This window comes from Caballeronia sp. ATUFL_M2_KS44 (assembly GCF_023630965.1).
Taxonomy (GTDB): domain Bacteria; phylum Pseudomonadota; class Gammaproteobacteria; order Burkholderiales; family Burkholderiaceae; genus Caballeronia; species Caballeronia concitans.
Window position 1 is genome coordinate 180975 of the sequence record NZ_JALQEA010000067.1, and the last position, 26964, is coordinate 207938.

The 26964-nt window shown below is 65.5% G+C and carries 28 protein-coding genes and 2 pseudogenes; 21 read left to right on the plus strand and 9 right to left on the minus strand.

The window, feature by feature from the left end:
* Window positions 1-36: 36 nt before the first annotated feature.
* Window positions 37-405, plus strand: a complete 369-nt coding sequence (locus NCR39_RS28445; protein WP_250456128.1) for a hypothetical protein — start codon at window positions 37-39, stop codon at window positions 403-405.
* Here NCR39_RS28445 and NCR39_RS28450 read toward each other — a convergent pair.
* Together NCR39_RS28450 and NCR39_RS28455 are read right to left on the minus strand one after the other, a co-directional pair.
* Window positions 375-2072, minus strand: a complete 1698-nt coding sequence (locus NCR39_RS28450) for a lactate permease LctP family transporter (protein WP_250456129.1) — start codon at window positions 2070-2072, stop codon at window positions 375-377. The two genes, NCR39_RS28445 and NCR39_RS28450, sit on opposite strands and share 31 nt — an antisense overlap.
* Before the next feature lie 64 nt (window positions 2073-2136).
* Window positions 2137-3666 carry a UxaA family hydrolase gene (locus NCR39_RS28455; protein WP_250456130.1) on the minus strand — a complete coding sequence of 510 codons (1530 nt, stop codon included), beginning with the start codon at window positions 3664-3666 and terminating at the stop codon, window positions 2137-2139.
* 133 nt (window positions 3667-3799) lie between these two features.
* Between NCR39_RS28455 and NCR39_RS28460 the strand changes: the two genes are divergently transcribed.
* A complete protein-coding gene (locus NCR39_RS28460) occupies window positions 3800-4531 on the plus strand; it encodes a FadR/GntR family transcriptional regulator (protein WP_284507396.1) in 732 nt (243 codons plus the stop codon).
* Window positions 4532-4572: 41 nt separating this feature from the next.
* On the opposite strand, the pseudogene NCR39_RS28465 reads toward NCR39_RS28460, so the two are convergent.
* Window positions 4573-4800: pseudogene (locus tag NCR39_RS28465) on the minus strand (SMP-30/gluconolactonase/LRE family protein); the annotation flags it as partial.
* Window positions 4801-4821: 21 nt separating this feature from the next.
* Here NCR39_RS28465 and NCR39_RS28470 point away from each other — a divergent pair.
* Window positions 4822-5025 (plus strand): annotated as a pseudogene (locus NCR39_RS28470) (altronate dehydratase); the annotation flags it as partial.
* Between the two features lie 252 nt (window positions 5026-5277).
* Here NCR39_RS28470 and NCR39_RS28475 read toward each other — a convergent pair.
* From NCR39_RS28475 to NCR39_RS28485, 3 genes are all read right to left on the minus strand, one after another.
* A complete protein-coding gene (locus tag NCR39_RS28475; RefSeq protein ID WP_250456132.1) occupies window positions 5278-7038 on the minus strand; it encodes an IlvD/Edd family dehydratase in 1761 nt (586 codons plus the stop codon).
* 30 nt (window positions 7039-7068) lie between these two features.
* The gene (locus tag NCR39_RS28480; protein ID WP_250456133.1) at window positions 7069-7515 is read right to left on the minus strand and encodes a LysR substrate-binding domain-containing protein; all 447 of its coding nucleotides are present in this window, start codon (window positions 7513-7515) and stop codon (window positions 7069-7071) included.
* A 155-nt stretch (window positions 7516-7670) separates the two neighbouring features.
* The gene (locus NCR39_RS28485) at window positions 7671-8993 is read right to left on the minus strand and encodes an MFS transporter (protein WP_250456134.1); all 1323 of its coding nucleotides are present in this window, start codon (window positions 8991-8993) and stop codon (window positions 7671-7673) included.
* Window positions 8994-9137: 144 nt separating this feature from the next.
* On the opposite strand from NCR39_RS28485, the gene NCR39_RS28490 reads away from it, so the two are divergent.
* The 12 genes from NCR39_RS28490 to NCR39_RS28545 all read left to right on the plus strand — a co-directional run bounded on the left by NCR39_RS28490 (window position 9138) and on the right by NCR39_RS28545 (window position 18966).
* The gene (locus NCR39_RS28490) at window positions 9138-9908 is read left to right on the plus strand and encodes a GntR family transcriptional regulator (RefSeq protein ID WP_250456135.1); all 771 of its coding nucleotides are present in this window, start codon (window positions 9138-9140) and stop codon (window positions 9906-9908) included.
* Window positions 9905-11566, plus strand: coding sequence for a malonate decarboxylase subunit alpha (mdcA, locus tag NCR39_RS28495; RefSeq protein WP_250456136.1), 1662 nt, complete (start codon window positions 9905-9907; stop codon window positions 11564-11566). Before NCR39_RS28490 ends, mdcA begins: the two co-directional genes overlap by 4 nt.
* Window positions 11567-11571: 5 nt before the next feature.
* Complete coding sequence (locus tag NCR39_RS28500) at window positions 11572-12438, plus strand: triphosphoribosyl-dephospho-CoA synthase (RefSeq protein WP_250456137.1); 867 nt, start codon at window positions 11572-11574, stop codon at window positions 12436-12438.
* Window positions 12439-12473: 35 nt separating this feature from the next.
* Window positions 12474-12776, plus strand: coding sequence for a malonate decarboxylase subunit delta (locus NCR39_RS28505; RefSeq protein ID WP_250456138.1), 303 nt, complete (start codon window positions 12474-12476; stop codon window positions 12774-12776).
* Window positions 12773-13615, plus strand: a complete 843-nt coding sequence (locus NCR39_RS28510; protein ID WP_250456139.1) for a biotin-independent malonate decarboxylase subunit beta — start codon at window positions 12773-12775, stop codon at window positions 13613-13615. Before NCR39_RS28505 ends, NCR39_RS28510 begins: the two co-directional genes overlap by 4 nt.
* On the plus strand, window positions 13612-14427 hold the full coding sequence (gene mdcE / locus NCR39_RS28515; RefSeq protein ID WP_250456140.1) for a biotin-independent malonate decarboxylase subunit gamma: 816 nt from the start codon (window positions 13612-13614) through the stop codon (window positions 14425-14427). The genes NCR39_RS28510 and mdcE overlap by 4 nt, the downstream gene beginning before the upstream one ends.
* Window positions 14427-15056, plus strand: a complete 630-nt coding sequence (locus NCR39_RS28520; RefSeq protein WP_250456238.1) for a malonate decarboxylase holo-ACP synthase — start codon at window positions 14427-14429, stop codon at window positions 15054-15056. Before mdcE ends, NCR39_RS28520 begins: the two co-directional genes overlap by 1 nt.
* A complete protein-coding gene (gene mdcH / locus NCR39_RS28525) occupies window positions 15053-15988 on the plus strand; it encodes a malonate decarboxylase subunit epsilon (RefSeq protein ID WP_250456141.1) in 936 nt (311 codons plus the stop codon). Before NCR39_RS28520 ends, mdcH begins: the two co-directional genes overlap by 4 nt.
* 148 nt (window positions 15989-16136) lie before the next feature.
* Complete coding sequence (locus NCR39_RS28530; protein ID WP_250456142.1) at window positions 16137-16586, plus strand: MarR family winged helix-turn-helix transcriptional regulator; 450 nt, start codon at window positions 16137-16139, stop codon at window positions 16584-16586.
* 40 nt (window positions 16587-16626) lie between these two features.
* Entirely contained in the window at window positions 16627-16935 is a 309-nt protein-coding gene (locus NCR39_RS28535; protein WP_250456143.1) for a hypothetical protein, read from the plus strand.
* Entirely contained in the window at window positions 16932-18323 is a 1392-nt protein-coding gene (locus tag NCR39_RS28540; RefSeq protein ID WP_250456144.1) for a DHA2 family efflux MFS transporter permease subunit, read from the plus strand. The genes NCR39_RS28535 and NCR39_RS28540 overlap by 4 nt, the downstream gene beginning before the upstream one ends.
* Before the next feature lie 49 nt (window positions 18324-18372).
* Window positions 18373-18966, plus strand: a complete 594-nt coding sequence (locus NCR39_RS28545) for a ParB-like protein (RefSeq protein WP_250456239.1) — start codon at window positions 18373-18375, stop codon at window positions 18964-18966.
* Here the strand turns inward: NCR39_RS28545 and NCR39_RS28550 are convergent.
* A complete protein-coding gene (locus tag NCR39_RS28550) occupies window positions 18945-19862 on the minus strand; it encodes a LysR family transcriptional regulator (RefSeq protein WP_250456240.1) in 918 nt (305 codons plus the stop codon). The genes NCR39_RS28545 and NCR39_RS28550 overlap by 22 nt on opposite strands.
* Window positions 19863-20095: 233 nt before the next feature.
* Between NCR39_RS28550 and NCR39_RS28555 the strand changes: the two genes are divergently transcribed.
* From NCR39_RS28555 to NCR39_RS28575, 5 genes are all read left to right on the plus strand, one after another.
* Window positions 20096-20470 (plus strand): DUF427 domain-containing protein, encoded by a 375-nt coding sequence (locus tag NCR39_RS28555; RefSeq protein ID WP_250456145.1) that lies wholly within the window; start codon window positions 20096-20098, stop codon window positions 20468-20470.
* A 58-nt stretch (window positions 20471-20528) separates the two neighbouring features.
* Entirely contained in the window at window positions 20529-21278 is a 750-nt protein-coding gene (locus NCR39_RS28560; RefSeq protein ID WP_250456146.1) for an SDR family NAD(P)-dependent oxidoreductase, read from the plus strand.
* Window positions 21279-21305: 27 nt separating this feature from the next.
* Window positions 21306-21800, plus strand: coding sequence for a DUF3237 domain-containing protein (locus NCR39_RS28565; RefSeq protein WP_250456147.1), 495 nt, complete (start codon window positions 21306-21308; stop codon window positions 21798-21800).
* A 308-nt stretch (window positions 21801-22108) separates the two neighbouring features.
* Window positions 22109-22957: an alpha/beta fold hydrolase gene (locus NCR39_RS28570; protein WP_250456148.1), complete on the plus strand. Its 849-nt coding sequence runs from the start codon at window positions 22109-22111 to the stop codon at window positions 22955-22957.
* A 49-nt stretch (window positions 22958-23006) separates the two neighbouring features.
* Window positions 23007-23753: an SDR family NAD(P)-dependent oxidoreductase gene (locus NCR39_RS28575; RefSeq protein ID WP_250456149.1), complete on the plus strand. Its 747-nt coding sequence runs from the start codon at window positions 23007-23009 to the stop codon at window positions 23751-23753.
* A gap of 27 nt (window positions 23754-23780) precedes the next feature.
* Here NCR39_RS28575 and cueO read toward each other — a convergent pair whose 3' ends face one another.
* Window positions 23781-25334, minus strand: a complete 1554-nt coding sequence (cueO, locus tag NCR39_RS28580) for a multicopper oxidase CueO (RefSeq protein ID WP_250456150.1) — start codon at window positions 25332-25334, stop codon at window positions 23781-23783.
* Here cueO and NCR39_RS28585 point away from each other — a divergent pair.
* The gene (locus tag NCR39_RS28585) at window positions 25324-25602 is read left to right on the plus strand and encodes a hypothetical protein (RefSeq protein WP_250456151.1); all 279 of its coding nucleotides are present in this window, start codon (window positions 25324-25326) and stop codon (window positions 25600-25602) included. The genes cueO and NCR39_RS28585 overlap by 11 nt on opposite strands.
* 65 nt (window positions 25603-25667) lie before the next feature.
* Here NCR39_RS28585 and NCR39_RS28590 read toward each other — a convergent pair whose 3' ends face one another.
* A complete protein-coding gene (locus NCR39_RS28590; protein ID WP_250456152.1) occupies window positions 25668-26945 on the minus strand; it encodes a hypothetical protein in 1278 nt (425 codons plus the stop codon).
* Window positions 26946-26964 lie beyond the last annotated feature (19 nt).

The following is a 26964-nucleotide window of genomic DNA, read 5'->3' on the forward strand; positions in this document are numbered from 1 at the left end:
TGGCGCATCGCGTTCATCTTCGGCGGACTCATCGGCTTGCTCGGCTTCTGGCTGCGCCGCAAGCTCGAAGAAACGCCGGAGTTCGCGCACATGAAGCACATGGCCGCGAAGCATCCGTTCTCCGAGCTGATGCGGGGACATGGCAAGGCAGTGATCGTCGGCATTCTGACGACGTGCACGACGGCGGGCCACAACGGACTGCTCTTCGCGCACATGCCCGCGTATCTCGACAAGACGCTGCACTACGATCCGCGCAGCGTCGCGCTGGCGCAGAACGCTTCGGACCGGAAAGCAAAAAGGGCTGAGGTCTGTGACGTGCAGAACTCAGCCCGGGCGGGGTTCACATCGGGAACGCGCGCTTCTCGAACGCCGGCTTACTTCACCAGCATTCCGGTGAGCCAGTAAGCCTGGCTGATGGTCATGATCCCCGCGATCAGCGCCAGTCCGATGCTGTGCTTCAGGGTGAAGCGGAAGAGATCGGATTCGCGCCCGACCAGGCCGACCGCCGCGCACGCCACGGCGATCGACTGCGGCGAGATCATCTTGCCGGCGACGCCGCCGGTCGAGTTGGCCGCGACGAGCAGAATGTCCGACACGCCGATCTGATGCGCAGTCGTTGCCTGAAGCGCTGCGAAGAGCGCGTTCGACGACGTGTCCGAGCCCGTCAGGAACACGCCGAGCCAGCCGAGCAGCGGCGCGAACATCGGGTATGCCGATCCCGTCTTCGAGAGCAGCATCGCCAGCGTGACCGACATGCCCGAATAGTTCTCCACGAACGCGAATGCGAGCACGAGCCCGATCGAGAGAATCGGCCGGCCCAGCTCGCGCAGCGTTTCAGCGAACGTGTTCACGGCGGTCTTCGCGGGCATGCGCAGGAACACGATCGCGAGGACGGCGGCGAGGAAAATGCCCGAGCCGGTCGCGGCCAGCAGATCCAGCTTGAACACGACATCGAGCGGCGTCGGCGTGGAGACGACGGGCGCGCCGCGAATGATCAGGCGGTCGATGAACGGCATGTGGAACGACAGCGTCGTCGCGGCGAGCGCGCCGTTCGGGCCGAACAGCGCCTTGAAGCCGCCGAGGCCCCATACCGTGATCATCGCGGTGAGAATCAGGAACGGCGACCACGCCCGCAGAATCGTGCTCATCGGATACGGGCTCGGGGTCTTGTCGCCGCCGAAGCCGCCCGCCATGCCGGCCGGACCGACGGCGAACGCCGCCGTGCCGCCGCCCGTGAGAGCGGGCGTGAACGCCATCTTCGGTTGCCAGACCTTCAGGAAGACGCCCAGCGACACGAGGCTCACGATCGACGACGCGACATCGGGAAGCTCGGGGCCCATGAAGTTCGACGTGAAGTACTGGGTCAGCGCGAAGCTGGCTCCCGCGACGAGCGCCGCCGGCCACGTCTCGCGCACGCCCTTCTTGCCGTCCATCATGAAGACGAGCCAGAAGGGCAGCAGGATCGACATGAACGGCAACTGACGGCCTGCCATCGCGCCGACCGCGAACGGCGAAAGGCCCGACACCTGACCCGCGACGATCACCGGAATGCCGAGCGCGCCGAAGGCAACCGGCGCCGTATCGGCGATGAGACACAACCCGGCGGCATAGAGCGGATTGAAGCCGAGGCCGACGAGAAGGGCCGCCGTGATCGCGACCGGCGCGCCGAAGCCCGCCGCGCCTTCGAGGAACGCGCCGAACGAAAAGCCGATGAGCAGCATCTGCAGGCGGCGATCGTCGGTCAGGCCCGTGATCGAGCTGCGGATGATGTCGAACTGCCCCGAGCGGACAGCCACCTTGTAGACGAAAACCGTCGCGACGATGATCCACGCGATCGGCCACAAGCCGTAGAAAAAGCCATAGAACGCCGATGCGAACGCCATCGCAACGGGCATGCGGTACAGCGCGATCGCGATCACGATCGACAACGCGAGCGTGAGCGCGGCCGCCACGTGGCCTTTCATGCGGAGCAGCGCGAGACACACGAAGAACAGGATGATCGGTCCCGCTGCGGCGAGCGCGGAAAGACCGACACTATCGAATGGCAAGTAAATCTGTTGCCAGGCTTGCATAAACTCAGTCTCCTTCGGTTGTTTTTCCGGCGCGGCCGTGGTGGCCGCGTCCGTGTTTTTCGCGTTACATCTGCGCGCCGATCATCCAGGGCACGAATTCCTCGTTGCCCACGCCCAGCGCCTCGCTCTTGCTCTTCGATCCCGAGGCCACTGCGATGATCATTTCGAAGATCTCGCGGCCTTTCTGTTCGACGGAAACATCGCCGTCCATGATGTCGCCGCAGTTGATGTCCATGTCGTCGGCCATGCGCGTGTACATCTTCGTGTTCGTCGCGAGCTTGATGGAAGGCGCGGGCTTCGCGCCGAAGCACGAGCCGCGTCCCGTCGTGAAGAGCACGAGATTCGCGCCGCTCGCGATCTGCCCGGTCGCGCCCATCGGGTCATAGCCGGGCGCGTCCATGAAGACGAGTCCCTTGGCGGTCACCGGCTCGGCGTAGCGATAGACATCCATCAGCGGCGTCGAACCGCTCTTCGCGACGGCGCCGAGCGACTTCTCCAGAATGGTCGTCAGGCCGCCTGCCTTGTTGCCCGGAGTGGGGTTGTTGTCGATGCTGCCTTTCTCGCGCTCCGCATAGCTTTCCCACCAGTGAATGCGATCGACGATCTTCTGCCCGACTTCGGGCGTGACGGCGCGGCGCGTGAGCAAATGCTCGGCCCCGTAGATTTCGGGCGTTTCGCTGAGAATCGCCGTGCCGCCGTGCTGCACGAGCAGATCGACGGCCGCGCCGAGCGCCGGGTTCGCGGTGATGCCCGAGTAGCCGTCCGAGCCGCCGCATTGCAACGCGATATTCAGATGCGAGACGGGAAGCGGCTCGCGCACAGCGCGGTTCGCGACAGGCAGCAGCTTTTCGATCGCGGCGATCGCGGCATCGACGGTCTTCTGCGTGCCGCCCTGTTCCTGAATGACGAGCGGCACGACGGTCTCGCCCGTTTCGAGTCCTTCAGCGACGAACATCGCGCCCATCTGATTCGCCTCGCAACCCAGACCGATCACGACGACGGCAGCGAAGTTGGGATGGCGCACATAGCCGCCAATCGTGCGGCGCAATTGCTGGATGCCTTCGCCGTTGTGGTCGATGCAGCACCCGAAGCTGTGCGTGATAGGCACGATGCCATCGACATTCGGCCACGCGTCGAGCGCGCCGGGCGCGGAGAAATGTTGCGTGACGAGTTTCGTCACGGTGGCGGAGCAATTGACGGTGCTGACGACGCCGATGTAATTGCGCGTGGCCACGCGACCGTCCGCGCGCAAAAAGCCCTGGAACGTGCGGGGCTGCGCTGCGGCGGCGGGGGCTTTCACATTGGTGCCGAACGCATAGTCGCGCGCGAAATCGCCCATGGATACGTTCTGCGTGTGGACGTGCGCGCCGGGGGCGATCGCCTGCGTGGCGAAGCCGATGATCTGTCCGTAGCGGCGCACCGGATCGCCGGACTTGAGCGCGCGCACGGCGATCTTGTGAGCGGCCGGAATATCGGCGATGACGGCGAGGCCGTCGAGTTCCTGAAGCACGGTGCCGGCGGCGATGGCGCCACGCGCGATCGCAACGTCGTCGTCGGCATGCAGCGAGATCACCTGAGAGTTAGAATCAGCCACTGATTTTCCTCCTGAATCGTGTGGTTCGTGGGCGTCGGCAACGGTTTCGATGTCCGCGTGCTCGATGCGGCGAATACTGATTTCCTTCATGAACCGAAGCAAATCGGTCGGACCAATTTCTGGAAGCACCGGCATGGCTTTTCACAGTCGTTCGTCTAGCGCGGTCGAAAGGACCGTAAGGCAAATCGAAGAAGAAGTGCTTGAAGGGAAGTGGGGCGCGTCGGCGCGTCTGCCTGCGGAGCGCGTGCTTGCCGAATCACTGGGTGTGTCGCGGTCGACCGTGCGCGAGGCGATCCAGCGTCTCGTGAGCCGTGGAATGCTCGAAACGAAGCCCGGCAGCGGCGTCTACGTCGTGCACAGGCAGCCCGCGCGCCTGAGCGCGCCGTGGCTCGAACTGGTGTCCGAGAATCCGCCGATGAGGGAAGACATGCTCGAATTCCGCCTCGTATTCGAATGCGCGGCCGCGCGCTTCGCCGCGCAACGGGCGACGAGCAACGAACTGGGCAAGCTCGAGTCGATTCTGGTGAAGATGCGCAACGCGGTCGAAGCGCATGATGTCGACGCGGAAGCCGTCGGCGACGGCGAGTTTCATACGGCGCTGACGGCCGCCTCGCACAACCGCGTGTTCGACCAGTTCTACGCGACCACGATCCGCGCGCTTCGCGAGCACATCGCGGCGAATACGTTCGATGCGACGGTCAACAACGCGAACGCCGTCAGCCAGTCGGCGATGCGGCTCAATCAGCACGAGTCGATCTTCTATGCCGTGAGAAACCGCGACGCCGAGGCAGCGCAAACGGCGATGTTTGCGCACATCGCGTTCGTCGGGAAGCAGTTCGAGCCGGGATTCGCACAGCAAGCCTGAGAACGCCGCCGTCGAATCGCCCGACGGCATTCCCGAATGGTTCAGCCGCCCGCGACGCCCTGCGTGTTGACGTACACCGAATAAATGGACCGCGACGCCGCCATGAACAGGCGGTTGCGTTTCGGACCGCCGAAGCAGAGATTGGCGCAGCGTTCGGGCAACGCAATGCGCCCGATCAGCTTGCCCGCGGGCGACAGCACCATCACGCCGTCCAGCTCGTCGCTGCCCATGCCCCAGCCGCACCACAGATTGCCGTCGATATCGACGCGAAGGAAGAATATTCGGTCGGGCACACGCCGATGTACCGGCGTCTCACCGAGGACATGGACCTGAACTGCGGCGCGATCCTCGACGGCGAGGCGAGCGTCGAGAGCATGGGTCGGGCGATCTTCGATGCGTTGCTCGCGACCGCATCGGGAGAGCGCAGCAAGAGCGAACTTCTCGGGCTGGGCGACCACGAATTCGTGCCGTGGCAGATCGGCATCATGAGTTGAGCGAAACGTTGTTCGACGCACGCGTATACAGCAGGCGATCATCCGCGGCCGATGGCTCGAACGGTATCGAGGCCGCTTCATTTCGTTCGGGCGACAGCGCGCCGTGAAAGGTCGTGGACATGGGCAGGCGTCTCCTGATGTTATGCGGGGCGCGCCCAGTATGGCCGCCGGCCGGAGCGCGAAGTACAGGCGATGCACGAATGAAAAAGGCCGCTCGAAAGCGGCCTCGATTAGCGATGCAGCACGTCGCGCCTAGCTTCGCGGCGTGGTCCCGCGATGCTCCGTCGCACGCAGAAAATCGAAGTCGACGCCCTTGTCGGCCTGCGTGACCGTATCGAAGAAGAGCTTGCGATATCCGCGGTCGGCGGCCGGTATCGTCACCGGATGACGTTGCGCGCGCGCACTCAGTTCGGCATCGGCCACAAGCAGGCTAATCTCGCGCTTCGACACGCTGAGCCGGATGCGGTCGCCGCTCTGCACGAACGCGAGCGGCCCGCCCACCGCCGATTCAGGCGTCACGTGCAGCACGATGGTGCCGAACGCGGTGCCGCTCATGCGGCCGTCTGAGATGCGCACCATGTCCTTCACGCCGGCCGTCGCGAGCTTGCGCGGAATCGGGATATAGCCCGCTTCGGGCATGCCCGGCGCGCCTTTCGGACCGATGTTCTTCAGCACGAGAATGTCGTCGGCGTTCACGTCGAGGTCGTCGGCATCGATGCGCGCGGCGAGGTCCGCCGCGTTCTCGAACACCACCGCGCGGCCTTCGTGCTCCATGAGTTTTGCATTCGCCGCCGATTGCTTGATGATCGCGCCGCCCGGTGCGAGATTGCCCTGCAACACCGCGATGCCGCCCTGCGGAAAGATCGGCTGATCGAAGGGACGCACGACATCCTGTTCGAACGCCGGACCCGCCGCTTCGATCTCCTCGCCGAGCGTGCGGCCCGTGACCGTCAGCGCGTCGAGGTTGAGCAGCGGCTTCAGTTCACGCAGCAGCGTCGCCATGCCGCCCGCCTTGTGAAAGTCCTCCATGTAATGCGCGCCGGACGGCTTGAGATCGACCAGCACCGGCGTCTCGCGGCCCATGCGATCGAGCGCCTTCAGATCGACGTCGTAGCCCATGCGCCCGGCGATCGCCGTCAGATGCACGATGCCGTTCGTCGATCCGCCGATGGCGAGCAGCACGCGCATCGCGTTCTCGAACGCTTCGGCGGTCAGGATCTTGTCGATGGTGAGACCGTCGCGCGCCATCCGCACCGCCTGCGTGCCCGTGAGTTCGGCAATGCGCATGCGGTCCGACGTCACCGCGGGCGGCGACGCGCAGCCCGGCACCGTCATGCCGAGCGCCTCGGCGATGCAGGCCATCGTGCTCGCCGTGCCCATCACCGAGCAGGTGCCGACGCTCGCGACAAGCTGATTGTTCACCGCCGAGATTTCGGTCTTGTCGATTTCCTCGGCACGAAAGCGCGCCCAGTATCGACGGCAATCGGTGCACGCGCCCACGCGCTCGCCGCGATGCGCGCCCGTCAGCATCGAACCGGTGATCAGTTGAATGGTCGGAATGTTCGCGGACGCCGCGCCCATCAGTTGCGCGGGAACCGTCTTGTCGCAGCCGCCGATCAGCACGACGGCGTCCATCGGCTGCGCGCGAATCATTTCCTCCGTGTCCATCGACATCAGGTTGCGCAGGTACATGCTGGTCGGCTGCGAGAACGATTCGGCGATGGAGATGGTCGGGAAGTCCATCGGCAAGCCGCCCGCGAGCATCACGCCGCGCTTGACCGCCTCGATCAGTTGCGGCGCGTTGCCGTGACACGGGTTGTACGCGCTGCCCGTATTGACGATGCCGATCACCGGCCGGTCGAGCGCGCTGTCGGTGTAGCCCGCGCCCTTGATGAACGCCTTGCGCAGGAACAGCGAGAAGCCGTTGTCGCCGTAGTTCGTGAGCGACTTGCGCAGGCCGCTCGGTGGCGCGGCTGCATCGCTCGCGGGCTTCTTCTTGAATGTGTCGCTCATGTCGAGGGCGTCTCCTGTGGGGTTACTGCATTATGGCCAGCGCGTGCCGATGCCGCGACGGGTTGCCGCTAGCTTCAAAGCATAGAAGTTTTTGCTTCCGGACGTGAGCGACGCTCGTCTATCGCTTCGGTTTCGGCTGCGCCTGCCGCGTCCGTTCGATGGATTCCGCCGCGTCGAGAAAGGCGTGCACGAGCCGGATGCGCGCGCACGAGCGGCCCAGATCAGGCCGACGAGCCGCTTCGGCGCGACATGCGGCAACGGCCATTTGCGCACCGAAATGGCGGCGTATTCGGTGGGCGCCCAGTCCGGCACCAGCGAGACGCCGAGCCCGCGATCCACGAGTGTCGCGATGGCGGCGAGTCCGTCGAGTTCGCAGCGCTGATGCGGCTTGATGCCATGCTGACGCAGATAGGCATCCGCGAGCTGGCCGCCGACGACATCGCGGTCGTAACGAATGAAAGGTTTCGAAAGCAGCACCAGCGGTTCGCTGCGGAACGTGTGCCAGTCGCAACTCTGGGCTTTCGTTCGATGAAGCGCAGGTCGCGAAGGCCGGCAAGTGGAAGCGCGTCGTGTAGCAAAAAAGCGGCCCTCGCAATCGCGAAGGCCGCTCGTCGAAGAACAAGTCTGACGCGTCAGTTCGGCAGTTCGTGCCCCTTCGTCTCGGGCGCGAACGGGATCACCGCGAGGCCGATCAGGAACGCGATCGACGTGAGCGCGATGGGCACGCCGAGCGTCTTCATGTTGAGCACCATTGCGCCGATGCCGAAGTTCACGATCGCGCCGAAGAAGCGTCCCACCGACGTGCAGAATGCGAACGCCGTCGCACGCACGCGGGTTTCGAACTGCTCGGGCAGCCACAGCGAAAAGAGCGCGAAGTTGCCGCCGAAGAAGCCCAGCACGACGAGCAGCGCGATGAACGGCACGAGTCCGTGCGGCAGATAGAACGCCCAGCCGAACGCGAGCGCGATCGATGCCGCCATGCCGACGAAGTACACCGCGAGCGTCTTTCTGCGGCCGATTTTCTCGGCCATCGGCGGCAGCGCGAGACAGCCGACGATCGTGCCGATCGACAACAGGCCCGTGGCGATCGACGCCATGCGCGCAGCGCCCGCCTTGTCCATGCCCGCTTTCGCCGCAAGCTGGATGACCGCCGACGGTTCGTACACCGCGCCCGCCCACAGCCCGATGATCGCCACCGTCAGCAGCACGGCCGCGACAATCGTGCGCTTGCGGTACTGCGCGTTGAAGATCGCCTTGAGCGGGCTCTGATGCTTCACGTGCGTGACACGCGGCTCGGCTGCTTCAACGCGTTCCCACTTGTCGGTTTCCTTCACGCGCAACAGCACGAGGATCGAAATGACGACCGGGAACAGCCCGACGAGGAACATCGCGCGCCAGCCGAACGCCGCGCCGATGGTGTAGTTCAGCGCGGCGGCGAGAAAGAAGCCCGCGTAATAGCCGGTTTGCAAATAGCCTGCGCCCATCTTGCGGCGATCTTCCGGCCACGCTTCCGCGACGTACGTTCCCGCGAGCGCCCATTCCCCGCCGATGCCCACGCCCGCGAAGAACCGGTAGATGCCGAGTTCCCACACCGTATGCGCGGTCGCGGCGAGACCCGTGAAGATCGCGAACGTGAAGATGGTCGCGGCAAGCACCTTGGTGCGGCCGAAGCGGTCGGCAAGCGGCCCCCAGATGAACGAGAGTCCCCATCCCACGAGAAACAGCGCGAACAGGATCGAGCCTGCGAGACCGACATTCGCGGGCGTCGCCGCGTAGCCCGAGCGCGGCAGCAACTCGGTGAGCGCAGGCGCGAGCACGAGCGCGTAGATGAACGAATCCATGCCGTCGAGCGTCCAGCCGGCCCACGCGCCCCAGAAACCGGTGATCTGCGACCGGTTCAGCGGCGTCTTCGAGGCGCGCGTGGCGCCTATCTGTCGATCTAGCGTTGTCGGCATGGCCATGTCTCTCCAAGGAAATTAACGACGCGCCGGTTAATCGTGTTTGTTCTGGCGTCTAGGGAAAGCACCGGGGTTCCGTGTGCATTTTTATATATAATATTTGAACATCGGAACACGACAACTCAGCACTTTCACCTAGCCATGTCGACAGATCTCTCCGCCGTGTCGCAGCCGTCCTCCTTCCGCGACGCGCAGTTCGAACCGCGCCGGAGCACGTCGCGTTTCATCGCGGATGCGCTGCGCGCCGCCATCGTCGAAGGCGCGCTGCTGCCCGGCGAGCCGCTGCGTCAGGACGCGATCGCGCGGCAGTTCTCGGTGAGCGCCATTCCGGTGCGCGAGGCGTTCCGCCAGCTCGAAAGCGAGGGCTGGGTGATGATCGAGCCGAATCGCGGCGCGGCCGTCAGCCTTCAATCCGCCGACGAGGCGCGCGAGATCTATGAAATCCGCGCGTCGCTGGAGAGCCTGGCGATCGGCATTGCGATCGGGCATCACACGCCCGAGACGCTCGCCGAATCGAAGCGCCTGCTCGAAGCCGCCGAGAACGAGCCCGATCCCACGCTCTACGTGGTGCGCAACGAGCAGTTCCATATGAGCCTCTACGCGCCCGCGAACCGGCCGCGCCTGATGGAACTGATCGGCCAGATGCATCGGCGCGGCGAGCGTTATCTGCGTCTGAAGCTCGGGCTGCCGATTCACAAGGATTCGTCCGACGCCGAGCACCGCGCAATCTTCGACGCACTCGTCGCGCGCGATATCGAACAGGCGCAGACGCTCGTCGCGCGTCATCTGCTCGCGACGGGCGAACTGATCCACCGCTTTCTCGCCGATGCGCAAGCGCTCGCGCAGTCGAGCCACGTCAAGAAGAAGCGCCGCGCATCGAACCGAACGAAAACTCCGAAGGCCGACCAATGAACGACGTCATCGCTGAAACCCGGAACTGGAACACGCGCGCACAGGAAAAGGCGCGGCGTCTGAAGCTGATCGAGCCGTGGCTGACCGGCTCCGTGCTCGATTCCGCGCGCATCGTCGATGCGTTGAGCGCGCTGATCGTCACCGGCGACCGCGTCGCGCTCGAGGGCAACAACCAGAAGCAGGCGGATTTCCTGTCGCGCGCGTTCGCGAAGCTCGATCCCGAACGCGTGCACGACATTCACTTGCTCATTTCGAGCATCAGCCGTCCGGAGCATCTCGCGCTCTTCGAGCAAGGCATCGCGCACAAGGTCGATTTCGCGTACGCCGGGCCGCAGAGCCTGCGCGTCGCGCAACTGCTCGAAGACGGCAAGCTGGAGATCGGCGCGATCTATACGTACATCGAACTGTATGCGCGCATGTTCATCGATCTCACGCCGCAGGTCGCGCTCGTGTGCGCGGTGCAGGCGGACCGCCACGGCAATCTCTACACCGGCGCGAACACCGAGGACACGCCGACCATCGTCGAGGCCACCGCGTTCCGACATGGCATCGTGGTCGCGCAGGTGAACGAGATCGTCGACGAACTGCCGCGCGTCGATATTCCCGGCTCGTGGGTCGATGTCGTCGTGCAGGCGGACCGCCCGTTCGCGGTCGAGCCGCTTTTCACGCGTGATCCGCGTCACATCGGCGAATTGCAGATTTTGATGGCGATGATGACCATACGCGGCATCTACGACCGTTACGGCGTCACGTCGCTCAATCACGGCATCGGCTTCGATACCGCCGCGATCGAACTGCTGTTGCCGACGTACGGCGAAGCGCTCGGGCTGAAGGGCAAGATCTGCACGAACTGGGCGCTCAACCCGCATCCGACGCTCATTCCCGCGATCGAATCCGGCTGGGTGCAGAGCGTGCATTGCTTCGGCAGCGAAGTCGGCATGGAGGATTACATCGCGGCGCGCTCCGACGTGTTCTTCACCGGACGCGACGGCAGCCTGCGCTCGAATCGCGTGTTCTGTCAGCTCGCGGGGCAATACGGCGTCGATCTCTTCATCGGCTCGACTTTGCAAATGGATGCCGACGCGAATTCGTCGACGGTCACGCTCGGGCGGCTCGCGGGCTTCGGCGGCGCGCCGAACATGGGACACGATCCGCGTGGCCGACGCCATTCGAGCGAAGCGTGGCTGAAGCTCCTGAAGGACGACGGCCCGAATCCGAAGATCGCGCGCGGTCAGAAGCTCGTCGTGCAGACCGCCGAGACGTACAAGAAGGGCGGCGAGCCGACCATCGTCGATGCGCTCGATGCCATCGCCGTCGGCGAGAAAAGCGGCATGCCGATCGCGCCCGTCATGATCTACGGCGACGACGTCACGCATGTCGTGACCGAGGAGGGCATCGCGTATCTGCATGCGGCGGAAGGCGTCGACGAGCGGCGCGCGGCGCTCGCGGCGGTCGCGGGCGTGACGCCCATCGGCATGCGCGCGAATCCCGCGAAGACGGAGGAGTTGAGGCGGCGCGGCATCGTCGCGTATCCGGAAGATTTGGGCGTGCGGCGCGGCGAAGCGAAGCGCTCGCTGCTGGCGGCGCGCAGCATCGACGATCTCGTTTCGTGGTCGGGCGGCCTTTACGCGCCGCCCGCGCGCTTCAGAAGCTGGTGATCGCGATGAACGCCATTTCCCTTTTGCGCCGCGACGCCGAAGCATTCGTCGCGCCGCCGCTGACCATCGCGACACACGCCGTCGATGCGCTCATCGCCGAGGCGCGTCTCACGCCGAAGCCCGCGCTCGTCGATGAACGCGGCAGCGGCGCGCATCGCGATCTCGATCTCGACACGATGCTGCGTTCCGCGCGCGCACTGCAACCGACCTTCCTCGCGATCGCGCGCGCCGCGTGCGGCGTGCAGCCGTCGCAGGCGTTGCGCGAGCGACTGGCGCGCATCGGCCGCGAAGGCGAAGCCGCGATGATGCGCGCGACGAACGGCAGCAACGCGCATCGCGGAGCAATCTGGATCGTCGGCTTGTTGTGCGCGGGCGCGGCGATGCATGCACCCGGCGACAGCGAGGCGATCTGCGCATCCGCCGCCGCGATCGCACAGTACGACGACCGCTACGCGCCCGCGTCCGTCGCGACGAGTCACGGCGCGCGCGTGAGCGAACGTTATCGCGTCGCGGGCGCGCGGGGCGAAGCGCGCGAGGGCTTTCCGCATGCGCGGCTCGTCGGCCTGCCCGCGCTCGACGATGCGCGCGCGCGCGGTCTCGCCGAATCCGACGCGCGGCTCGATACGCTCATCGCGATCATCGCGTCGCTGGACGATACGTGCCTGCTGCATCGCGGCGGAACGACGGCGCTCGCCACGGCGCAACGCGGCGCGGAGCGCGTGATGCGCGCAGGCGGCGCGGGCACGGAAGAGGGCCGCGCCGCGCTCGCCCGGCTCGACGCCGAATTGCTGGCGCTGAACGCATCGCCGGGCGGCGCCGCCGACCTGCTCGCCGCGACGCTCTTTCTCGACAGTCTCAGGCGCCTCGCCTGAAAGGCACCACGAAGCGCATCGAAGAGGAACGAACGATGGAAAACATGCGATACGAATACCCGGCCAAACGGCCCGTCACGCGCCGCGCGCATGTGGGCGTGGTCGGCTCGGGCGATCTCGAAGTGCTGCTTTCGCCGTCGCAGACGGCGAACGCGGAAGTGGTGATCCGCACGAGCGTCGACGGCTACGGTCATGTGTGGAAGAGCGTGCTGGACCGCTTCTTCCAGCGCTACGACGGCGCGGCGAAAATCGAACTCAACGACTTCGGCGCGACGCCCGGCGTCGTCATGCTGCGCCTCAACGAAGCGGTGGAAGCGAGCGAAGGAGACCCGGCATGAACGCGCACGACACTTTTCTCGCGCGGCACAGCTTCATCGAACTGACGGCGCGCGAACGCGCACGCGCGCTGCTGGACAAGGGAACGTTCCGCGAATTGCTCGGACCGTTCGACAAGCTCGAATCGCCTTGGCTCGCCATGCAGAACATCGTTTGCCAGGCCGACGACGGCGCGGTCATCGCACGCGGCACGCTCGGCGGCGAGCCTGCGGTGATCGCCGCGATCGAGCCTGCGTTCCAGGGCGGCAGCATCGGCGAAGTGTCGGGCGCGAAGATCGCGGCGGCGCTCGAAATGGCCTTGAGCGAATGCGAGGCCGGCCGTCCGATCCGCCCCGTCGTGCTGTTCGAAACCGGCGGCGTGCGCCTGCAGGAAGCGAACCTCGGGCTTGCGGTCATCGCCGAGATTCAGGCGGCGATCGTCGCGTTGCGGCGTCATGTGCCGGTCGTCGGCGTGATCGGCGGGATGGTCGGCTGCTTCGGCGGCATGTCGCTCGCGGCGGCGCTCTGCACCGAACTCGTGATGACGCGTCAGGCGCGGCTCGGCATGAACGGACCGGAAGTGATCGAACAGGAAGCGGGCATCGAGGAACTGGATGCGAGCGATCGCCGCCTGATCTGGTCGATGATCGGCGGCGAGGAACGCGTCGCGGTCGGGCTGGCGGATACGCTCGTCGAAGACGATACCGATCAGGTGCGCGACGCCGTGCTCGCCGCGTTCGCGCGCGGCGTGCCGAAGCGGCATCGCACCGAGGACGTCGACGGTTACGTCGCGCGGCTCGCGCAAGTGAATCCCGACGCCATCGATCCCGACACGCTGCGCAACCTCTGGGGCACATCATGACCGACACGCTTTCCCGTGGCGCGCGCTGGCTCGACGCGCTCGCGTCCGATTCCGCCGGGGCCGAAAGCGGCCCGGTTCGCGCCCGCGACGGCCAGCTCGGCGGCGAGCGCGCGCGTTTCATCGCCGTCGTGCCCGATCCGCAGAACCGCTTCCCGCGCGCGACCGATAACGTCGTCGGCCTCGAACAAGGCTGGCTGCTTGCGCGCGCCGTGCGCGACGTCATCGACGCCGATCGCGATGCCGATGTGAAGCGCCCGGTCGTCGCCGTCGTCGACGTGAAGAGCCAGGCGTACGGACGCCGCGAGGAACTGCTCGGCATCCATCTCGCGTGCGCGGCCGCCGTGGATGCGTACGCGAGCGCGCGCCTCGCCGGACATCCGGTGATCGCGCTGATCGTCGGTCCGGCGATGTCGGGTGCGTACCTCGCGCACGGCTATCAGGCGAACCGCATCGTCGCGCTCGACGCGCCCGGCACCGCCGTTCACGCGATGGGCAAGGAAGCCGCCGCGCGCGTCACGCGTCGCAGCGTGGAGAGTCTCGACGCGCTCGGCGACACGGTCTTGCCGATGTCCTACAAGATGAGCGCCTATGCGAAGCTCGGGCTGCTGCACGAACTGATCGAAAACGTCGATGCCGATGCGCCTTCTCCCGCCGACATCGAACGCGTGAAGGCATCGCTCGCGGCTGCGGTGAAGGATGCGCGCGACGGCTCGCGCGATCTCTCGAACCGGCTCGCTTCCGCCGATGCGAAGCGCACGCGCGCCGCGTCCATCGAAGTGCGCAGGCGCATGCGCGAGCAGTGGGACGCGTGATGCACCGCGCGCCGCGTCCGCACGATCTGTTGCGTCTCGCGCCCGGCACGCCTGCTTTCGGCGATGCGCCCGCGTGGGTCGCGACAGCGCTTGCGCGCGCGCCCTTCGTCGTCGTGCGGCGCGCGCCGCGCATCGGCGAAGGCATCGCGGTCGGCGTGCGCGGCGGCACGCGCGGCGAACGCTTCGGCACGTGGATCGAGCCGCGCTGGATCGACGCGCTTCTCAGTCCCGAAGATCTGCGCACGCGCGCGCCCGATCCCGCGCGCGCCGGCTTGCCCGCGTTCGCGTTGCTGCGCGCGGCAGCGCCGATCATCGACGCGCGCGGTCTCGACTGGGGCCCCGCGGGCAGCGCGGGATTCGAGCTTGCGAGCGCGCTGCCCACGATCACGCCTGACAGCGACCTCGACATCGTCGTGCGCACGCCGACGCCGCTGCCGCGCGCGGACGCGTCATCGCTCTTCGACGCGCTCTCGCACGCCGCGCGGCAGGCAGGGACGCGCATCGACGTGCAGCTCGAAACGCCCGACGCGGCCTTTTCGCTCGCCGAATTCGCGCGCACGAATCTGCGCGTGCTGCTGCGCAGCGCCGATGGCCCGCGCCTCGCGATCGATCCGTGGGCGGCGACATGATCGCGTATCTCTTTCCGGGCCAAGGGGCGCAAACGCCGGGCTTCATGCATCGGCTCGGCGGTGACAAAACGCATCCGGAAATCGTGCGCACGCTGGACGAGGCATCGGATGCGCTCGGCGAAAACGTCCTCGCGCTCGATACGGCGGACGCGCTCGCATCGACCGTCGCGGTGCAGGTCGCGCTCGTGGCGGCGGGCGTGGCGGGCGCGCGCGCGCTCGCCGGCGAAGGCATCGAGCCGGAGGCGGTCGCAGGGCTTTCGGTGGGCGCGTACGGCGCGGCGGTCGTGTGCGGTGCGATTGCGTTCGCCGACGCGCTGAAGCTCGTGCAACTGCGCGCCACGCTGATGCAGAACGCCTATCCGCACGGCTACGGCATGCTCGCGGTGCTCGGCCTGAACGAAACGGAGCTTGCCCGCGCGATTGCCGACAGCGGCGCCGACGCCTACATCGGCAATCTGAACGCGCCGCGCCAGATGGTCGTGTCGGGCGGCGACGCCGCGCTCGCCCAGGTCCGCGACATCGCGCTCTCGCGGGGCGCGCGCAAGGCCGAGCGCCTGTGCGTGAGCGTGCCGTCGCATTGCGTGCTGCTCGACGACGCCGCCATGCAGTTGACCGAAGCCGCGCGCGACGTGCGGATCGGCGCGCCGCGCATTCCGTACGTCGGCAATCGTGGTGCGCGCGTGCTGCGCCACGCCGATGCCGTGCGCGAAGACCTCGCCACCAATCTGCGCTATCCGGTGCGCTGGCACGATTCCACCGTCGCGCTGTCCGAACTCGGCGCGAACGTCTTCGTCGAGATGCCGCCGGGTCAGACGCTCGCCCAACTTGCCACCGATGCGCTGCCGGACGCCGCCGCGATCGCGATGGATGCGTCGCCGGCCGCATCGGTCGCCGCGCGTGTACGGGCCGCCTGCCGACGCGCGCAGGCGTGACGCAATGCTGCCGTCGGTGCGGCTGCTGATCGACTACATTGCGGCGCATAGTCGGAAGGACGATTAAGCGTCGTGGCCGTGTTCGCGCTTGCTCCGCAAATCGACAGCTAAACTTGCAAGTTTAGCTGTCGTGTCTTATGCTTCGCGCATGACTCGCTCCCGCCAATCCACTCCGCCGCTTGAAAGCGTCGTCTCCGATCTCACGCTGGCTGTTGGCCAGCTTTTGCGGCGGCTGCGCAGCACCCATTCCGGCGACCTGAACCTGTCGCAGTCCAGCGTGCTCGCGCGGTTGGAGCGCGATGGACCGATGACCACCGCGGATCTCGCGCGCGCCGAATCGATGAAGCCGCAGTCCATGAAGACCATCCTCGCGAGCCTCGAAGAAGAGGCATGTGTCGAGCGCGAACCGCATCCCACGGACGGCCGCCAGATTCTGTTCGCGATCACGCGCAAAGGGCTGGACGAACGCAAGCGGCGCACGGCGGCCAAGCGCGACTGGCTTCTGACGAAGCTCGAAGAGTTCGACGCGCACGACGTCGCGACGCTTGCCGCCGCCATTCCGCTCATCCGGCGACTCGGCGATTCCACGCTTCCCTAGCCTTCGCGGCTTCTACCGTTTCTCTTGAAAGGACCGAACCATGAGTTTCGTCGAGGCCTTTTTCGCGGGCGCCTTCTTGTGCAACGCGATGCCGCATCTCACCGCGGGCTTGCGCGGCGAGGTGTTTCCTTCTCCGTTTTCGAGGCCGCATGGCAAGGGGCCGTCGTCGCCGCTGACCAATTTTCTGTGGGGCATGCTGAACGCTTTGATCGGGCTGGCGCTGCTGATTCATCGCCCGTTCGCGCCGGGCGTGAACATGGATAGCGCGGCGCTCTTGGTCGGCGTGCTGGTCATGGGCGTGTTCGCATCGCTTCATTTTGGCCGCGTGCGTCGCGAAGGGCTGTTTTGAGCGCGACGCAACCCGACCGGCTCGATCTGCTCGTCTGGAAAATCACCGCCGTCGCCGTGCTCGGCTCGCTGCTCGCGCAGCTGGATGCGACTATCGTCAACGTATCGCTGTCGACGCTGGCACAGGATCTCCATGCCACGTTGCCGGCCATCCAATGGGTCACGAGCGGATATCTGCTTGCGCTCACGCTGGTGCTGCCGCTCAACGGCTGGCTGATCGACAGGATCGGCGCGAAGGCGCTTTATCTGTGGTGCTTCGCGTCGTTCACGCTCAGTTCGCTGTTGTGCGGTCTCGCATGGTCGGCTGATGCGCTGATCGGCTTTCGTCTGTTGCAGGGCGCGAGCGGCGGTCTGCTCGCACCGATGGCGCAGTTGATGATGAAGCGCGCGGCGGGCAACCAGTTCACACGCGTGGCGGGCTACGCGACCGTCCCGATTCTGCTCGGGCCGCTGCTCGGTCCGGTGATCGCCGGCGTCATCCTTCGGCATGCGTCGTGGCGTTGGCTGTTTCTCGTGAACCTTCCGGTCGGCGTGCTCGCGTTCGTTTTGTCGATGATGTTTCTGCCGGACGATCGCGATGTTCGTCGTCCGCGCGAACTGGACTGGCTCGGGCTGATTCTGCTATCGCCCGGACTCGCCTTGATACTGCTCGGCGCGGAGCGCATCCGCCAACATGCGGGCATCGTCGCAATGGTGGCGGGCGTCGTGCTGCTCGTCGTTTTCTTGCGGGTGGAAGCGCGCAAGGCCGGGCGGGCGCTGATCGATCTGAGCCAGTTTCGCAAGCGCGCGTTCACGGTGGCGGCGTGCGTGCAATTCTTGTCGAACGGCGCGATGTTCGCCGGGCAGATGTTGATTCCGCTTTTTCTCATTCAGGCGTGCGGCCGTTCTCCTGCGGAAATGGGCTGGCTGCTCGCGCCGCTCGGTCTGGGAATGATGGTCGCGTTTCCGTCGCTGGGTTTTCTGACCGGACGCTTCGGCGGTCGCGCGGTCGCGGCCGGTGGCGCGTTGCTGTCGCTCGCCGCGACGTTGATGCTGGCGTGGCTGGCCTCGCGTCCGTTGCAGGTCGCCGCGCTCGTGCCGACGTTGTTCGTGCGTGGCGCGGGACTCGGTGCGACGGCGCTGCCGGCGATGTCGGCCGCCTACGCGTCGGTCGAGCCGCGCAATCTGCCGATGGCGACCACGACGCTCAACATTCTGCAGCGGCTCGGCGGACCGACCGTGACGACGCTCTGCGCGCTGGTGCTGGCGCAATGGCTCAGCGCGCCGCCGACGCTTGCCGGAGTCAACGCGTGGGAAGCTGCATTTCTGCTGCTCGGTATCGTGCATGCGGTGATGGTCGTGACGGTGGTGCGGCTGCCGGGCAGAGGTGGCTCGCGAAAGCGAAGCTGACGCGGCGCGAAAGTTGCTAAAAGCCGAGCAAAGCTGATCGGAGAAGATGATGAAGACGGTAAAGATCGCTCGACTACGCCCGACTCAACTGACCCACGGAATGCGCGAAGTGCGCGAGAAAGCGAAGACTTATGCGTCTTTGACGGGGCACGAACTTGAGATGGCGATCGCGGAGAAACCCGTTCCCATTGTGTGCGGCCCGGATGACGCGGCGTATGCAACCGACCATCATCACGTTGCCGCCGCATTGTGGATGGCGAAAATCGAGAGCGTTCCGGTCGTTCTTCTCGAAGACTTGTCGGCGTTATCGAGGGCCGAATTCTGGCTGACGCTGGAAAACAAGCGCTGGACTTATCCCTACGACGCGAATGGCCGGCGCGTCTCGTTCTCGGAGATGCGCAAGCATGTTTGGGATCTCGACGATGACGTCTTTCGCAGCCTGTCGGCGTCGGTGCGTGAGGCGGGCGGCTACGAGAAGACTCCCGTCCCGCTAGAGGAATTTCGATGGGCCGATTTTTTTCGAACTCATCTGCCGAAACCCGATGGCGATAGTGAGTTCGAGTCACTGGTGAAGAAGGCAGTAAGACTCGCGCGAAGCAAATCGGCGCTCGGGCTTCCGGGTTATTTGGGACCGGTTGATTGAGTGTCTCGCGGCTGGCACTTTCGAATCAGGTCGATTCGCGAGAGAAAGAGTTCGACGATCGGTGAGCGATGGGTCTTGCTGTAGCCGACGACGAGATCGATCGTCGGCGCTTCGCCTTTGAGCGGCCGGCTCGTGACCGACCCGGGCAGGAAATTCTCGGCATACGATGGCAACAACGCGACACCGCGCGTCGATGTAATAAGGGACAACGCCATCGTCAGATTGTGGACGCGATGTGCGGGTTCGATATCGAGACCGTTCTCGGTCAGATAGCGTTCGATGACGCTGCGCATCGGGCCCGCGACTTCCGATCCGCCGATGAACAGCTCGCCGGCAAGCTCATGCACGTCCACTTTCCTGTGGGCCGTGAGGCGGTGATCGCTCGGCATCACGACGATGAACGGCTCGCGGGCGACGGTCACATATTCCAGTGCCGGCCGCCCCGGCTCGGCCCGCATGAAAGCAATATCCAGCCGTCCCATCGACAATCCCTCCGCGAGTTCCGGCGAGTGCTCGCTCGATACTTTCATTTCGATGTTCTGCAGATCGCCTGCCAGCGCGCGCGTCGCTTCGGCGAGCCAGACGACTTCCTGACCGCTCAGGAATCCGACCGCGAAAACCGGCTTGGCGGGCCGCGCTGCGCGGCGCGCGGCTTCGCGTGCGGCGTCCACTTGCGCCAGCGCGAGCCTCGCCTGATCGAGAAATGCCCGCCCGGCATCGGTCAGTTCGACGCCGCGCGCGCTGCGCATCAGCAACTGCACGCCAACCTGATATTCGAGGTCGCGAATCTGCCGGCTCAGCGAGGGTTGCGACGTGTGCAGGCGTTTTTCCGCTGCCACCGTCAGGCTGCCTTCTTCCGCGACCGCGATGAAGTACCGCAAGTGGCGCAGTTCCATGTTCATGTCCCATGCCCCGTAGGTATGGAGGGCAGCTTATAAAGTCTTTCTCGCGGCGGCAAGCATCGTCTATCTTTGGTTTTGATCGGCGGCGCATGTCTTACGCGTTGCCAGCAACGTGATGCCGAAAGGTGAGTGACAGCCACGCACCGTCGCGTGCCGTGACGCAAGCAGCCGCCGTCAGCCGAATCGCTGAATCGCCGAAGGAACCCACTTGTCAGAGGAACACCGTCATGTCCAGAACCATCAAAGTGCCGGACGCCAGCCATCCCATCACCATCGAACGTAACGCTTCGCGCGTGGTCGTCACGACGGGCGGCACGGTCATCGCCGATACGCACGACGCCTTGACGTTGCGCGAAGCGAGTTACCCGGCGGTGCTGTATATCCCGCGAAAGGACGTCGACATGACGCGCCTCGAACGCACGGAGCACGCGACGTATTGCCCATACAAAGGCGAGTGCGCGTACTTTTCGATTTCGTCCGCCGGCGAACAGGGAACGAACGCCGTCTGGACGTATGAAGAGCCGTATGAAGCCGTGGAATCGATTCGCGGCCACCTTGCGTTCTATCCCGACCGCGTGGACTCGATCGAAGAGAAGCACTGACTTCTCATGGTTGCGCCTTCATGGTCTCTGAGACTCGAAATTCGATCAGGAAGCCGAAATGAATGACATGCCCGTGGTTCTCATCACCGGCGCTCTGTCCGGTATCGGCCGCGCCGCGGCGCTTGCATTCGCCAGAGAAAAGGCCCGCGTGGTTGTTTCCGGCCGCCGCGCCGATGCCGGCAAGGAACTGGCCGATGAACTCCGCGCGCTCGGCGCGCAAGCCGAGTTCGTGCAGGCCGACGTCCGCTTCGAAGATCAGGTTCAGGCGCTCGTCGAGCGAACCGTCTCCCGCTTCGGCCGGCTGGACGTCGCAGTGAACGCCGCCGGCACCGAGGGCGAGGCCGCGCCCGTCGTCGACCAGACGACCGAACGCTACACCGCTGTCTTCGATGCCAATGTGCTCGGCACGCTGCTCGCGATGAAGCACGAGTTGCGCGCGATGTCCTCGCAAGGAAGCGGCAGCATCGTCAACGTGTCCTCGACGATGGGCATTCGCGGCGCAGCCGGTCTTTCGATCTACACCGCGAGCAAGCACGCCGTGGAGGGCCTGACGAAGTCCGCCGCGCTGGAAGCGGCGTCGCTCGGCGTGCGCATCAATGCCGTCGCGCCGGGGCCGGTCGAAACCGAGATGCTCGACCGCCTGACCGGTTCGCAAGAGCGCAAGGCCGCCATGCTCGCGACCGTTCCGCTCAAGCGCGCGGGCACGCCCGCGGAGATCGCCGAGGCGATCGTGTTCGTGGCATCGGCGAAGGCGAGTTTCATGACCGGCGAAGTGCTGCGCGTGAATGGTGGAAGAACGGCTGCCTGACGCTGCCCAGACCGCAAGGTGAACGACATGCCGACACCGCTTTTCGACGATCTGCCTCCCGCCTTGCAGCGCGTGCAGACGCGGCCGCTGTTCGTGCTTCGCCTCGACGTGAAACCGATCGTCGTTGTCGGCGAGACGCCCGGGCCTTTTCGCCGTGTCGGTATCGTGCCGTCCGGCGCGTTCGCGGGCGATCGGCTTTCGGGCGCAGTGCTCGACGGCAGCAGCGACTGGCAGACCGTGCGCAGCGATGGCAGCACCACGCTCGACGTGCGGCTCGTGCTGCGAACCGATGACGGCGTCGCCATCTTGATGTCGTATCGCGGCATCCGCCACGGCCCCGCGGACGTGATTCGGCGATTGGACAAAGGCGAAGCCGTCGACCCCGCGCGTTACTACTTTCGCATCAACCCACTATTCGAAGCGCCGACGGGCCGCTACGAATGGCTGAACCGCGTCCTTGCGGTCGGCATGGGCCATCGCTTTCCTGACGGCCCCGTGTACAGCGTGTTCGAAGTGCTTTGAGCGATGACCGTCCGGTCGATTCCGCGCATCGCAACGATGCGTTTCTGCTGAAGTCTTCGACACGCTCATCACCAAGCGAGGCCGCGCCGCCGCGACACCCTTTCCGGTCACAGCATGACATCCGGCATGGCACGCACCGATGCGCGAGCGCCCATGCCTGCCATGCATGGCGGCCTGCCTCGAAAGTCTTTTTCAGGCGAGCGCGGCGAGCCTACATTGAACGTCAACAGGCGACGCATCGACGAACAGGCCATACGTTCGAGATATGAGCCGCCTGACTTCTCTTCCGCACTCAAAGGATGACAGCCATGACTCGCCATACTCACCAGACCGCACCCACGCAATACGTCGAAGCGAACGGCATCCGGTTCGCATACCGCCGTTTCGGCAATCCGCAAGGCGTGCCGCTCGTCATGAACATTCACTTCACCGGCACGATGGATCACTGGGATCCGGCCGTCACCGATGGTCTTGCGCAAGGCCGCGAAGTGATCCTGTTCGATAACGCCGGCATTTCCAGCAGTTCGGGCGCCGTGCCCGAATCGATCGAAGACATGGCGGCGAACGCGGCGGCCTTCATCGATGCACTCGATTTGAAACAGGTCGACGTTCTCGGCTTCTCGATGGGCGGTCTCATCGCGCAGCAACTCGCGATCACGAGACCTCGACTCGTGCGCAAGCTGATTCTCGTCGGCACCGGCCCGCGCAGCGGTGAAGGCATGGCTTCGCTGACGCCGGAGGCACAGGAAATCTTCAGCGTGACTTATGACGAACCCGACGACATCTGGTTGCGCGTGCATTTCGCGCCGTCTGCCGCGAGCCAGGCAGCGGGGCGCGCGTTTCTCCAGCGGTTTCGTCTGCGCAAGGAGAATCGCGATCCCGAAGCGAACGACAAGGTGGCGCCCGCGCAACTCGCCGCGCTCGCCAAGTGGGGCGTCGCGCGCGAGAACCCGTATGCGTATCTGGAGGCCATCACGCAGCCGACGCTCGTCGTGAACGGCGACGACGACGTGATCATCTATTCGATCAATTCGTGGATTCTTCAGCAGCATATCCCCGATGCCCAACTGATCATCTATCCGGATGCCAATCACGGCTCGCTGTATCAGTATCCCGAACGCTTTGTCGCGCACGCCGCGCAGTTTCTTTCTGAATGACGCCCTGCACACGCGCGCGTCTTGGTGATTCATCTTAAGGAGCTAGATCATGACCACTCTGACCGGAAAAACCGCGCTCGTCACGGGCGCTTCGCGCGGCATCGGCCGCGCCATTGCACTGGCGTTGGGAAAGGCCGGCGCGCGCGTGCTGGTTCACTTCGGCAGCGCGGAAGACGCTGCGGACGCGGTCGTCGAAGCCATTCGCGCCGCAGGCGGCAGCGCCGACAAGATAGCGGCCGATCTGCGCGCTTCCGATGGCCCGCACGAGCTTGCCGAACGGGTTCGCGCATTGGCCGGCGACCGGCTGGATGTCCTCGTCGCGAATGCGGGGATCTCCAAAGCGGCTGCCATCGAAGAGACGACGGTTCAGGACTTCGACGATCTCTTCGCGGTCAACGTGCGCGCGCCGTATTTCCTCGTGCAGCAATTGCTGCCGATGTTCGGCGAAGGCAGCAGCGTCGTGTTGCTGTCGTCGCTCGCGGCACGCAGCGCGGTCAACAATCTGTCGGCCTACGCCGCGACCAAGGGCGCGATCGATACGCTCGTGCGGCACTTCGCGTCCGAGCTAGGCGAGCGCGGCATTCGCGTCAATGCGATCGCGCCGGGCGTCGTCGAGACGGACATGTCGAACTTCGCCCGGACCGACGCGGGCCGCGACTTCACGCTCGGCATTCAGGCCATCAAGCGCGTAGCCCAGCCTGAGGACATCGCGGGAGCAGCGGTTTTCCTCGCGTCCGATGCAGCGCGGTGGGTGACGGGCGATACGCTGCGCGTCGATGGCGGCTCGAAACTGTGAGTGCCGCGTGCGCGGGCTCGGCGCGCGCTACGCCACCGTGAACTGCGCCATCATGCCGGAGTCCTCATGTTCCAGGATGTGGCAGTGCGCCATGTAGGGCGCGTCGGCATCGGCCGGGTGAGGAAAGTTCAGCAGCAGCTCGCTGACGCCGGCATTCGTGATCGGTGCGATGTCCTTCCAGCCGGCGCGATGCGGCTGCGGCGGGCGGCCGTTCTCGGACAGGATGCGAAACTGGCAGCCATGAATGTGCACCGGATGCAGCATCTTGTCGTCGCCTTCGGACACCCGCCAGCGCAGCAGGTCGCCACGGGCCGCCACGAAGCCCGGCTCCTTCAGCGCGAAAGGCTTGCCGTTGACGCCATTCAGCGCGAGTTGCTCGGCCATCGGCAGAGTCGGTTCGCCCTCGATCAGCCGGGTAACGCGGGCGACGGTCTCGGGCGCGACAGGCCCCGGGGGCGTCATGCCCATCATGAGTCCGGCTTTCATCAGCGGCATCATGCCGGCCTGATCGTGGAACATATTCATGACCAGCGCCTGGCTGATCTCGGGCGGTTCGGCCGGCAACGAAGGCAACTTCGCGAGCACCTCGGGAAGCCGGCTATTTCCCGCCACGCCCGTCGGATGGATCGTCAGCAGGCGCAGCGGCGCGTCGAAGGGGGGCAGCCGCATGACGGCTTCGCCCTCGGGTTGCGCGACGAGGTCGAACGGTTTGCCCGAGCGGCAATCCACCATCATCTCGAAGCGCTCGCCCGCGTGCAGGACGATCTCGTTCACCTCGACCGGACGCTCCAGCAATCCGCCATCGGAGCCGATGACGAACAGCGAGCGACCGTCCGAAGCGCTCAGCCGGTAGCTGCGGGCATTGGATCCGTCCAGCACGCGCAAGCGCACCCAGCCGCGCGCGGTGCGCGCCTGAGGATAGACGGCGCCGTTGACCAGCGGCTGCGTGCCGACATAGCCGTTGATCGCCGTGACGATGTTCATCGCATCGAAGAAGGCGCCGTCGCTGCGAAAGCGCCGGTCCTGAATGATCAGTGGAACGTCGTCGATGCCCCAGCGCGAGGGCAGCGCGAGCCGCTCCGCTTCCTCGTCATCGACGATCAGCAGGCCGGCGAGACCCCTGACGACCTGCGCTGCGGTGGACGGATAAAAATGCGGATGGAACCAGAGCGTGGCGGCGGGCTGGTCGATCTGCAGCGTGGGCCGCCAGCGCTCGCCGGATGCCACGGGCCGGTGCGGACCGCCATCGACATCGCCGGGAATGATCAGGCCGTGCCAATGCACGGTGGTCGGCTCGGGCAGGCGATTGGTGAAGTCGATCGTCACCGTCTCGCCGCGCCTTACGCGAAGCGCCGGCCCGAGATAGGCGCCGTCGTAGCCGTAGGTCGGCGTGTTGCGTCCGTGAAGGAAGCGCTTGCTCGCGCTGCGGGCGTCGAAGGCGATCACGCCTTGCGCGTCCGCCCTGCGTTCTCGCGGGATGGGCAAGCTGACGCGTGCATTGCCGGCCCAGCCGGGGCGCACGGCCAGCGCGCCGAGCGCGGCAACGGTCTGAAGCGCCCGGCGGCGCGACATGGATAGCATGGTGATTTCCCGCAAGGGCCGGCACGCCGGCGTCACGATCAACAAGGGTCATCACCACGACATAGGCGCCCGTAACGGCGTGTGCGGCGCACTCCATCGCGGTGTCCGACGCCGCACACGCTCAGGCGCAGCGAACCTGCGACTACAACTCGCTTCGTGCAACTCGGGGGACGAAATCATTGTAGGCGATGGCGGAGCCGATGCAGCGTTCCTGTTTCCTGTCGATGTGAAAGCCGCCGATGCTCGGCGTGACAATTTCGTGCATTAGCGGAGCCGGCCCGGTGCATCGCCCGTCACAAGTCCGAGCCTGCTCTTGCAGGCGGCCGAAACATATCAGTCGATGCCGGTCTTGCGGCTTCCGGCGGTCGCCGTGTGCATCGTCGAACTCAAAGCGATGATCCGCTCGAAATCGCGCAGACCCGACGCGCCGGTTTTTCTCAGTATTGCGCGAATCTGGCTGCGTACCGTATCGAGAGTGACAGCTCGCGTGCGCGCCACTTCTTCTGCCGTTACGCCGCCAGCCAACGCCACCGCAACCTCGGCTTCCGAGCGCGTGAGACCGAACAGATCGATGAGCAGCCCGAAAGGTGGAATAGCACGCCCGAGCAGGCGCCGCGCGAGCACGGTCGCAGCGCCACCGACGACGCTCGTGCCCATGTTCGGTTGCCCTGGCGACGACAGATGGCGCAGAGCCGGACATATCAATGCAGAAAGCGTCGCGGAGTCGCCGGTCAATGCGCTTGAACGCGCACGGATCTGCATGCCGCCGCCGGCGCTGCCTCGTGAGGCCGCAGCGACGAGGCTGCAGAGTTGCGCGTCGTCGGCCGGATGTCGCGCGACAAGCCTCGATGCGCTCGTATGCGGTCCGCGCCCATGCCGTGCGATGGACAGGCCGCATTGCGGATCGCCGAGCAAGGCGTCGGCCTCCGCGTTGCAGTAGAGAAGCCGCATCTCCCGATCGACGATGATGACGCCAAGCGGCAATAGATCGAGCGCGCCGTCACCGAGACTCGCTGCTGTGGGCGCCAGCCGCGCACGCATCTGAAGCGCGCGTTGCAGATGCGGAAGGAGCAGGGAAAGCGTGCGCTTGTCGTCCTCGACGAATGGCTGGGAGGCAACATCCCGATGCAGCCCCAGCGGAATGACCTTCGACGTGCCGATCAGGCCGCCGATCATATAGCGACGCGAACTCTTGCGGCCGAAGTCGACATAGAACTCGCTCTTCACATAGCTTGCATCGGGAATGATCTCGTGACCGAGCCGGATATCTCCCCGGCGGCGCACGGTTTCGTCCAGACCGACCTTGCCCGCCGCTTCGCGATAAGGGTCGATCGCGACGTATCGGTACGCGTACTCCTCGTCATAGGAATCGGCGTGCATCAACAGGTTGCCTGTCGCGCCAGGTTCTTCGCCCAGCCACAGCGTGGCGCGCTGGGCGTTCATGAGGGTCATGAAACTGTCACCGAGATCCTGCCAGCTCGCACCTTCGCCGAGCGCGGCAGCATAAATCAGATCGACAACGTCCGTGAGTTCGAAGCGTTGCAAGAAAGGATCCGCGTGAGGAGAGGATTCGGCGCGAGCATCCCCAGTTCTGGGGATGTCTGATTGCACTCGATATTACACACTTCAC

What these genes read in the sequence shown, in the direction of transcription:
- NCR39_RS28475 (WP_250456132.1), bottom strand. Translation starts at nt 7,038, where the DNA reads ATGAGCGACACATTCAAGAAGAAGCCCGCGAGCGATGCAGCCGCGCCA.
- NCR39_RS28570 (WP_250456148.1), top strand. Translation starts at nt 22,109, where the DNA reads ATGACTCGCCATACTCACCAGACCGCACCCACGCAATACGTCGAAGCG.
- NCR39_RS28505 (WP_250456138.1), top strand. Translation starts at nt 12,474, where the DNA reads ATGGAAAACATGCGATACGAATACCCGGCCAAACGGCCCGTCACGCGC.
- NCR39_RS28545 (WP_250456239.1), top strand. Translation starts at nt 18,373, where the DNA reads ATGAAGACGGTAAAGATCGCTCGACTACGCCCGACTCAACTGACCCAC.
- NCR39_RS28565 (WP_250456147.1), top strand. Translation starts at nt 21,306, where the DNA reads ATGCCGACACCGCTTTTCGACGATCTGCCTCCCGCCTTGCAGCGCGTG.
- NCR39_RS28485 (WP_250456134.1), bottom strand. Translation starts at nt 8,993, where the DNA reads ATGCCGACAACGCTAGATCGACAGATAGGCGCCACGCGCGCCTCGAAG.
- NCR39_RS28555 (WP_250456145.1), top strand. Translation starts at nt 20,096, where the DNA reads ATGTCCAGAACCATCAAAGTGCCGGACGCCAGCCATCCCATCACCATC.
- NCR39_RS28490 (WP_250456135.1), top strand. Translation starts at nt 9,138, where the DNA reads ATGTCGACAGATCTCTCCGCCGTGTCGCAGCCGTCCTCCTTCCGCGAC.
- NCR39_RS28500 (WP_250456137.1), top strand. Translation starts at nt 11,572, where the DNA reads ATGAACGCCATTTCCCTTTTGCGCCGCGACGCCGAAGCATTCGTCGCG.
- mdcH (WP_250456141.1), top strand. Translation starts at nt 15,053, where the DNA reads ATGATCGCGTATCTCTTTCCGGGCCAAGGGGCGCAAACGCCGGGCTTC.
- NCR39_RS28550 (WP_250456240.1), bottom strand. Translation starts at nt 19,862, where the DNA reads ATGGAACTGCGCCACTTGCGGTACTTCATCGCGGTCGCGGAAGAAGGC.
- NCR39_RS28510 (WP_250456139.1), top strand. Translation starts at nt 12,773, where the DNA reads ATGAACGCGCACGACACTTTTCTCGCGCGGCACAGCTTCATCGAACTG.
- NCR39_RS28575 (WP_250456149.1), top strand. Translation starts at nt 23,007, where the DNA reads ATGACCACTCTGACCGGAAAAACCGCGCTCGTCACGGGCGCTTCGCGC.
- NCR39_RS28535 (WP_250456143.1), top strand. Translation starts at nt 16,627, where the DNA reads ATGAGTTTCGTCGAGGCCTTTTTCGCGGGCGCCTTCTTGTGCAACGCG.
- NCR39_RS28560 (WP_250456146.1), top strand. Translation starts at nt 20,529, where the DNA reads ATGAATGACATGCCCGTGGTTCTCATCACCGGCGCTCTGTCCGGTATC.
- NCR39_RS28460 (WP_284507396.1), top strand. Translation starts at nt 3,800, where the DNA reads ATGGCTTTTCACAGTCGTTCGTCTAGCGCGGTCGAAAGGACCGTAAGG.
- cueO (WP_250456150.1), bottom strand. Translation starts at nt 25,334, where the DNA reads ATGCTATCCATGTCGCGCCGCCGGGCGCTTCAGACCGTTGCCGCGCTC.
- NCR39_RS28530 (WP_250456142.1), top strand. Translation starts at nt 16,137, where the DNA reads ATGACTCGCTCCCGCCAATCCACTCCGCCGCTTGAAAGCGTCGTCTCC.
- NCR39_RS28450 (WP_250456129.1), bottom strand. Translation starts at nt 2,072, where the DNA reads ATGCAAGCCTGGCAACAGATTTACTTGCCATTCGATAGTGTCGGTCTT.
- NCR39_RS28520 (WP_250456238.1), top strand. Translation starts at nt 14,427, where the DNA reads ATGCACCGCGCGCCGCGTCCGCACGATCTGTTGCGTCTCGCGCCCGGC.
- NCR39_RS28585 (WP_250456151.1), top strand. Translation starts at nt 25,324, where the DNA reads ATGGATAGCATGGTGATTTCCCGCAAGGGCCGGCACGCCGGCGTCACG.
- mdcA (WP_250456136.1), top strand. Translation starts at nt 9,905, where the DNA reads ATGAACGACGTCATCGCTGAAACCCGGAACTGGAACACGCGCGCACAG.
- mdcE (WP_250456140.1), top strand. Translation starts at nt 13,612, where the DNA reads ATGACCGACACGCTTTCCCGTGGCGCGCGCTGGCTCGACGCGCTCGCG.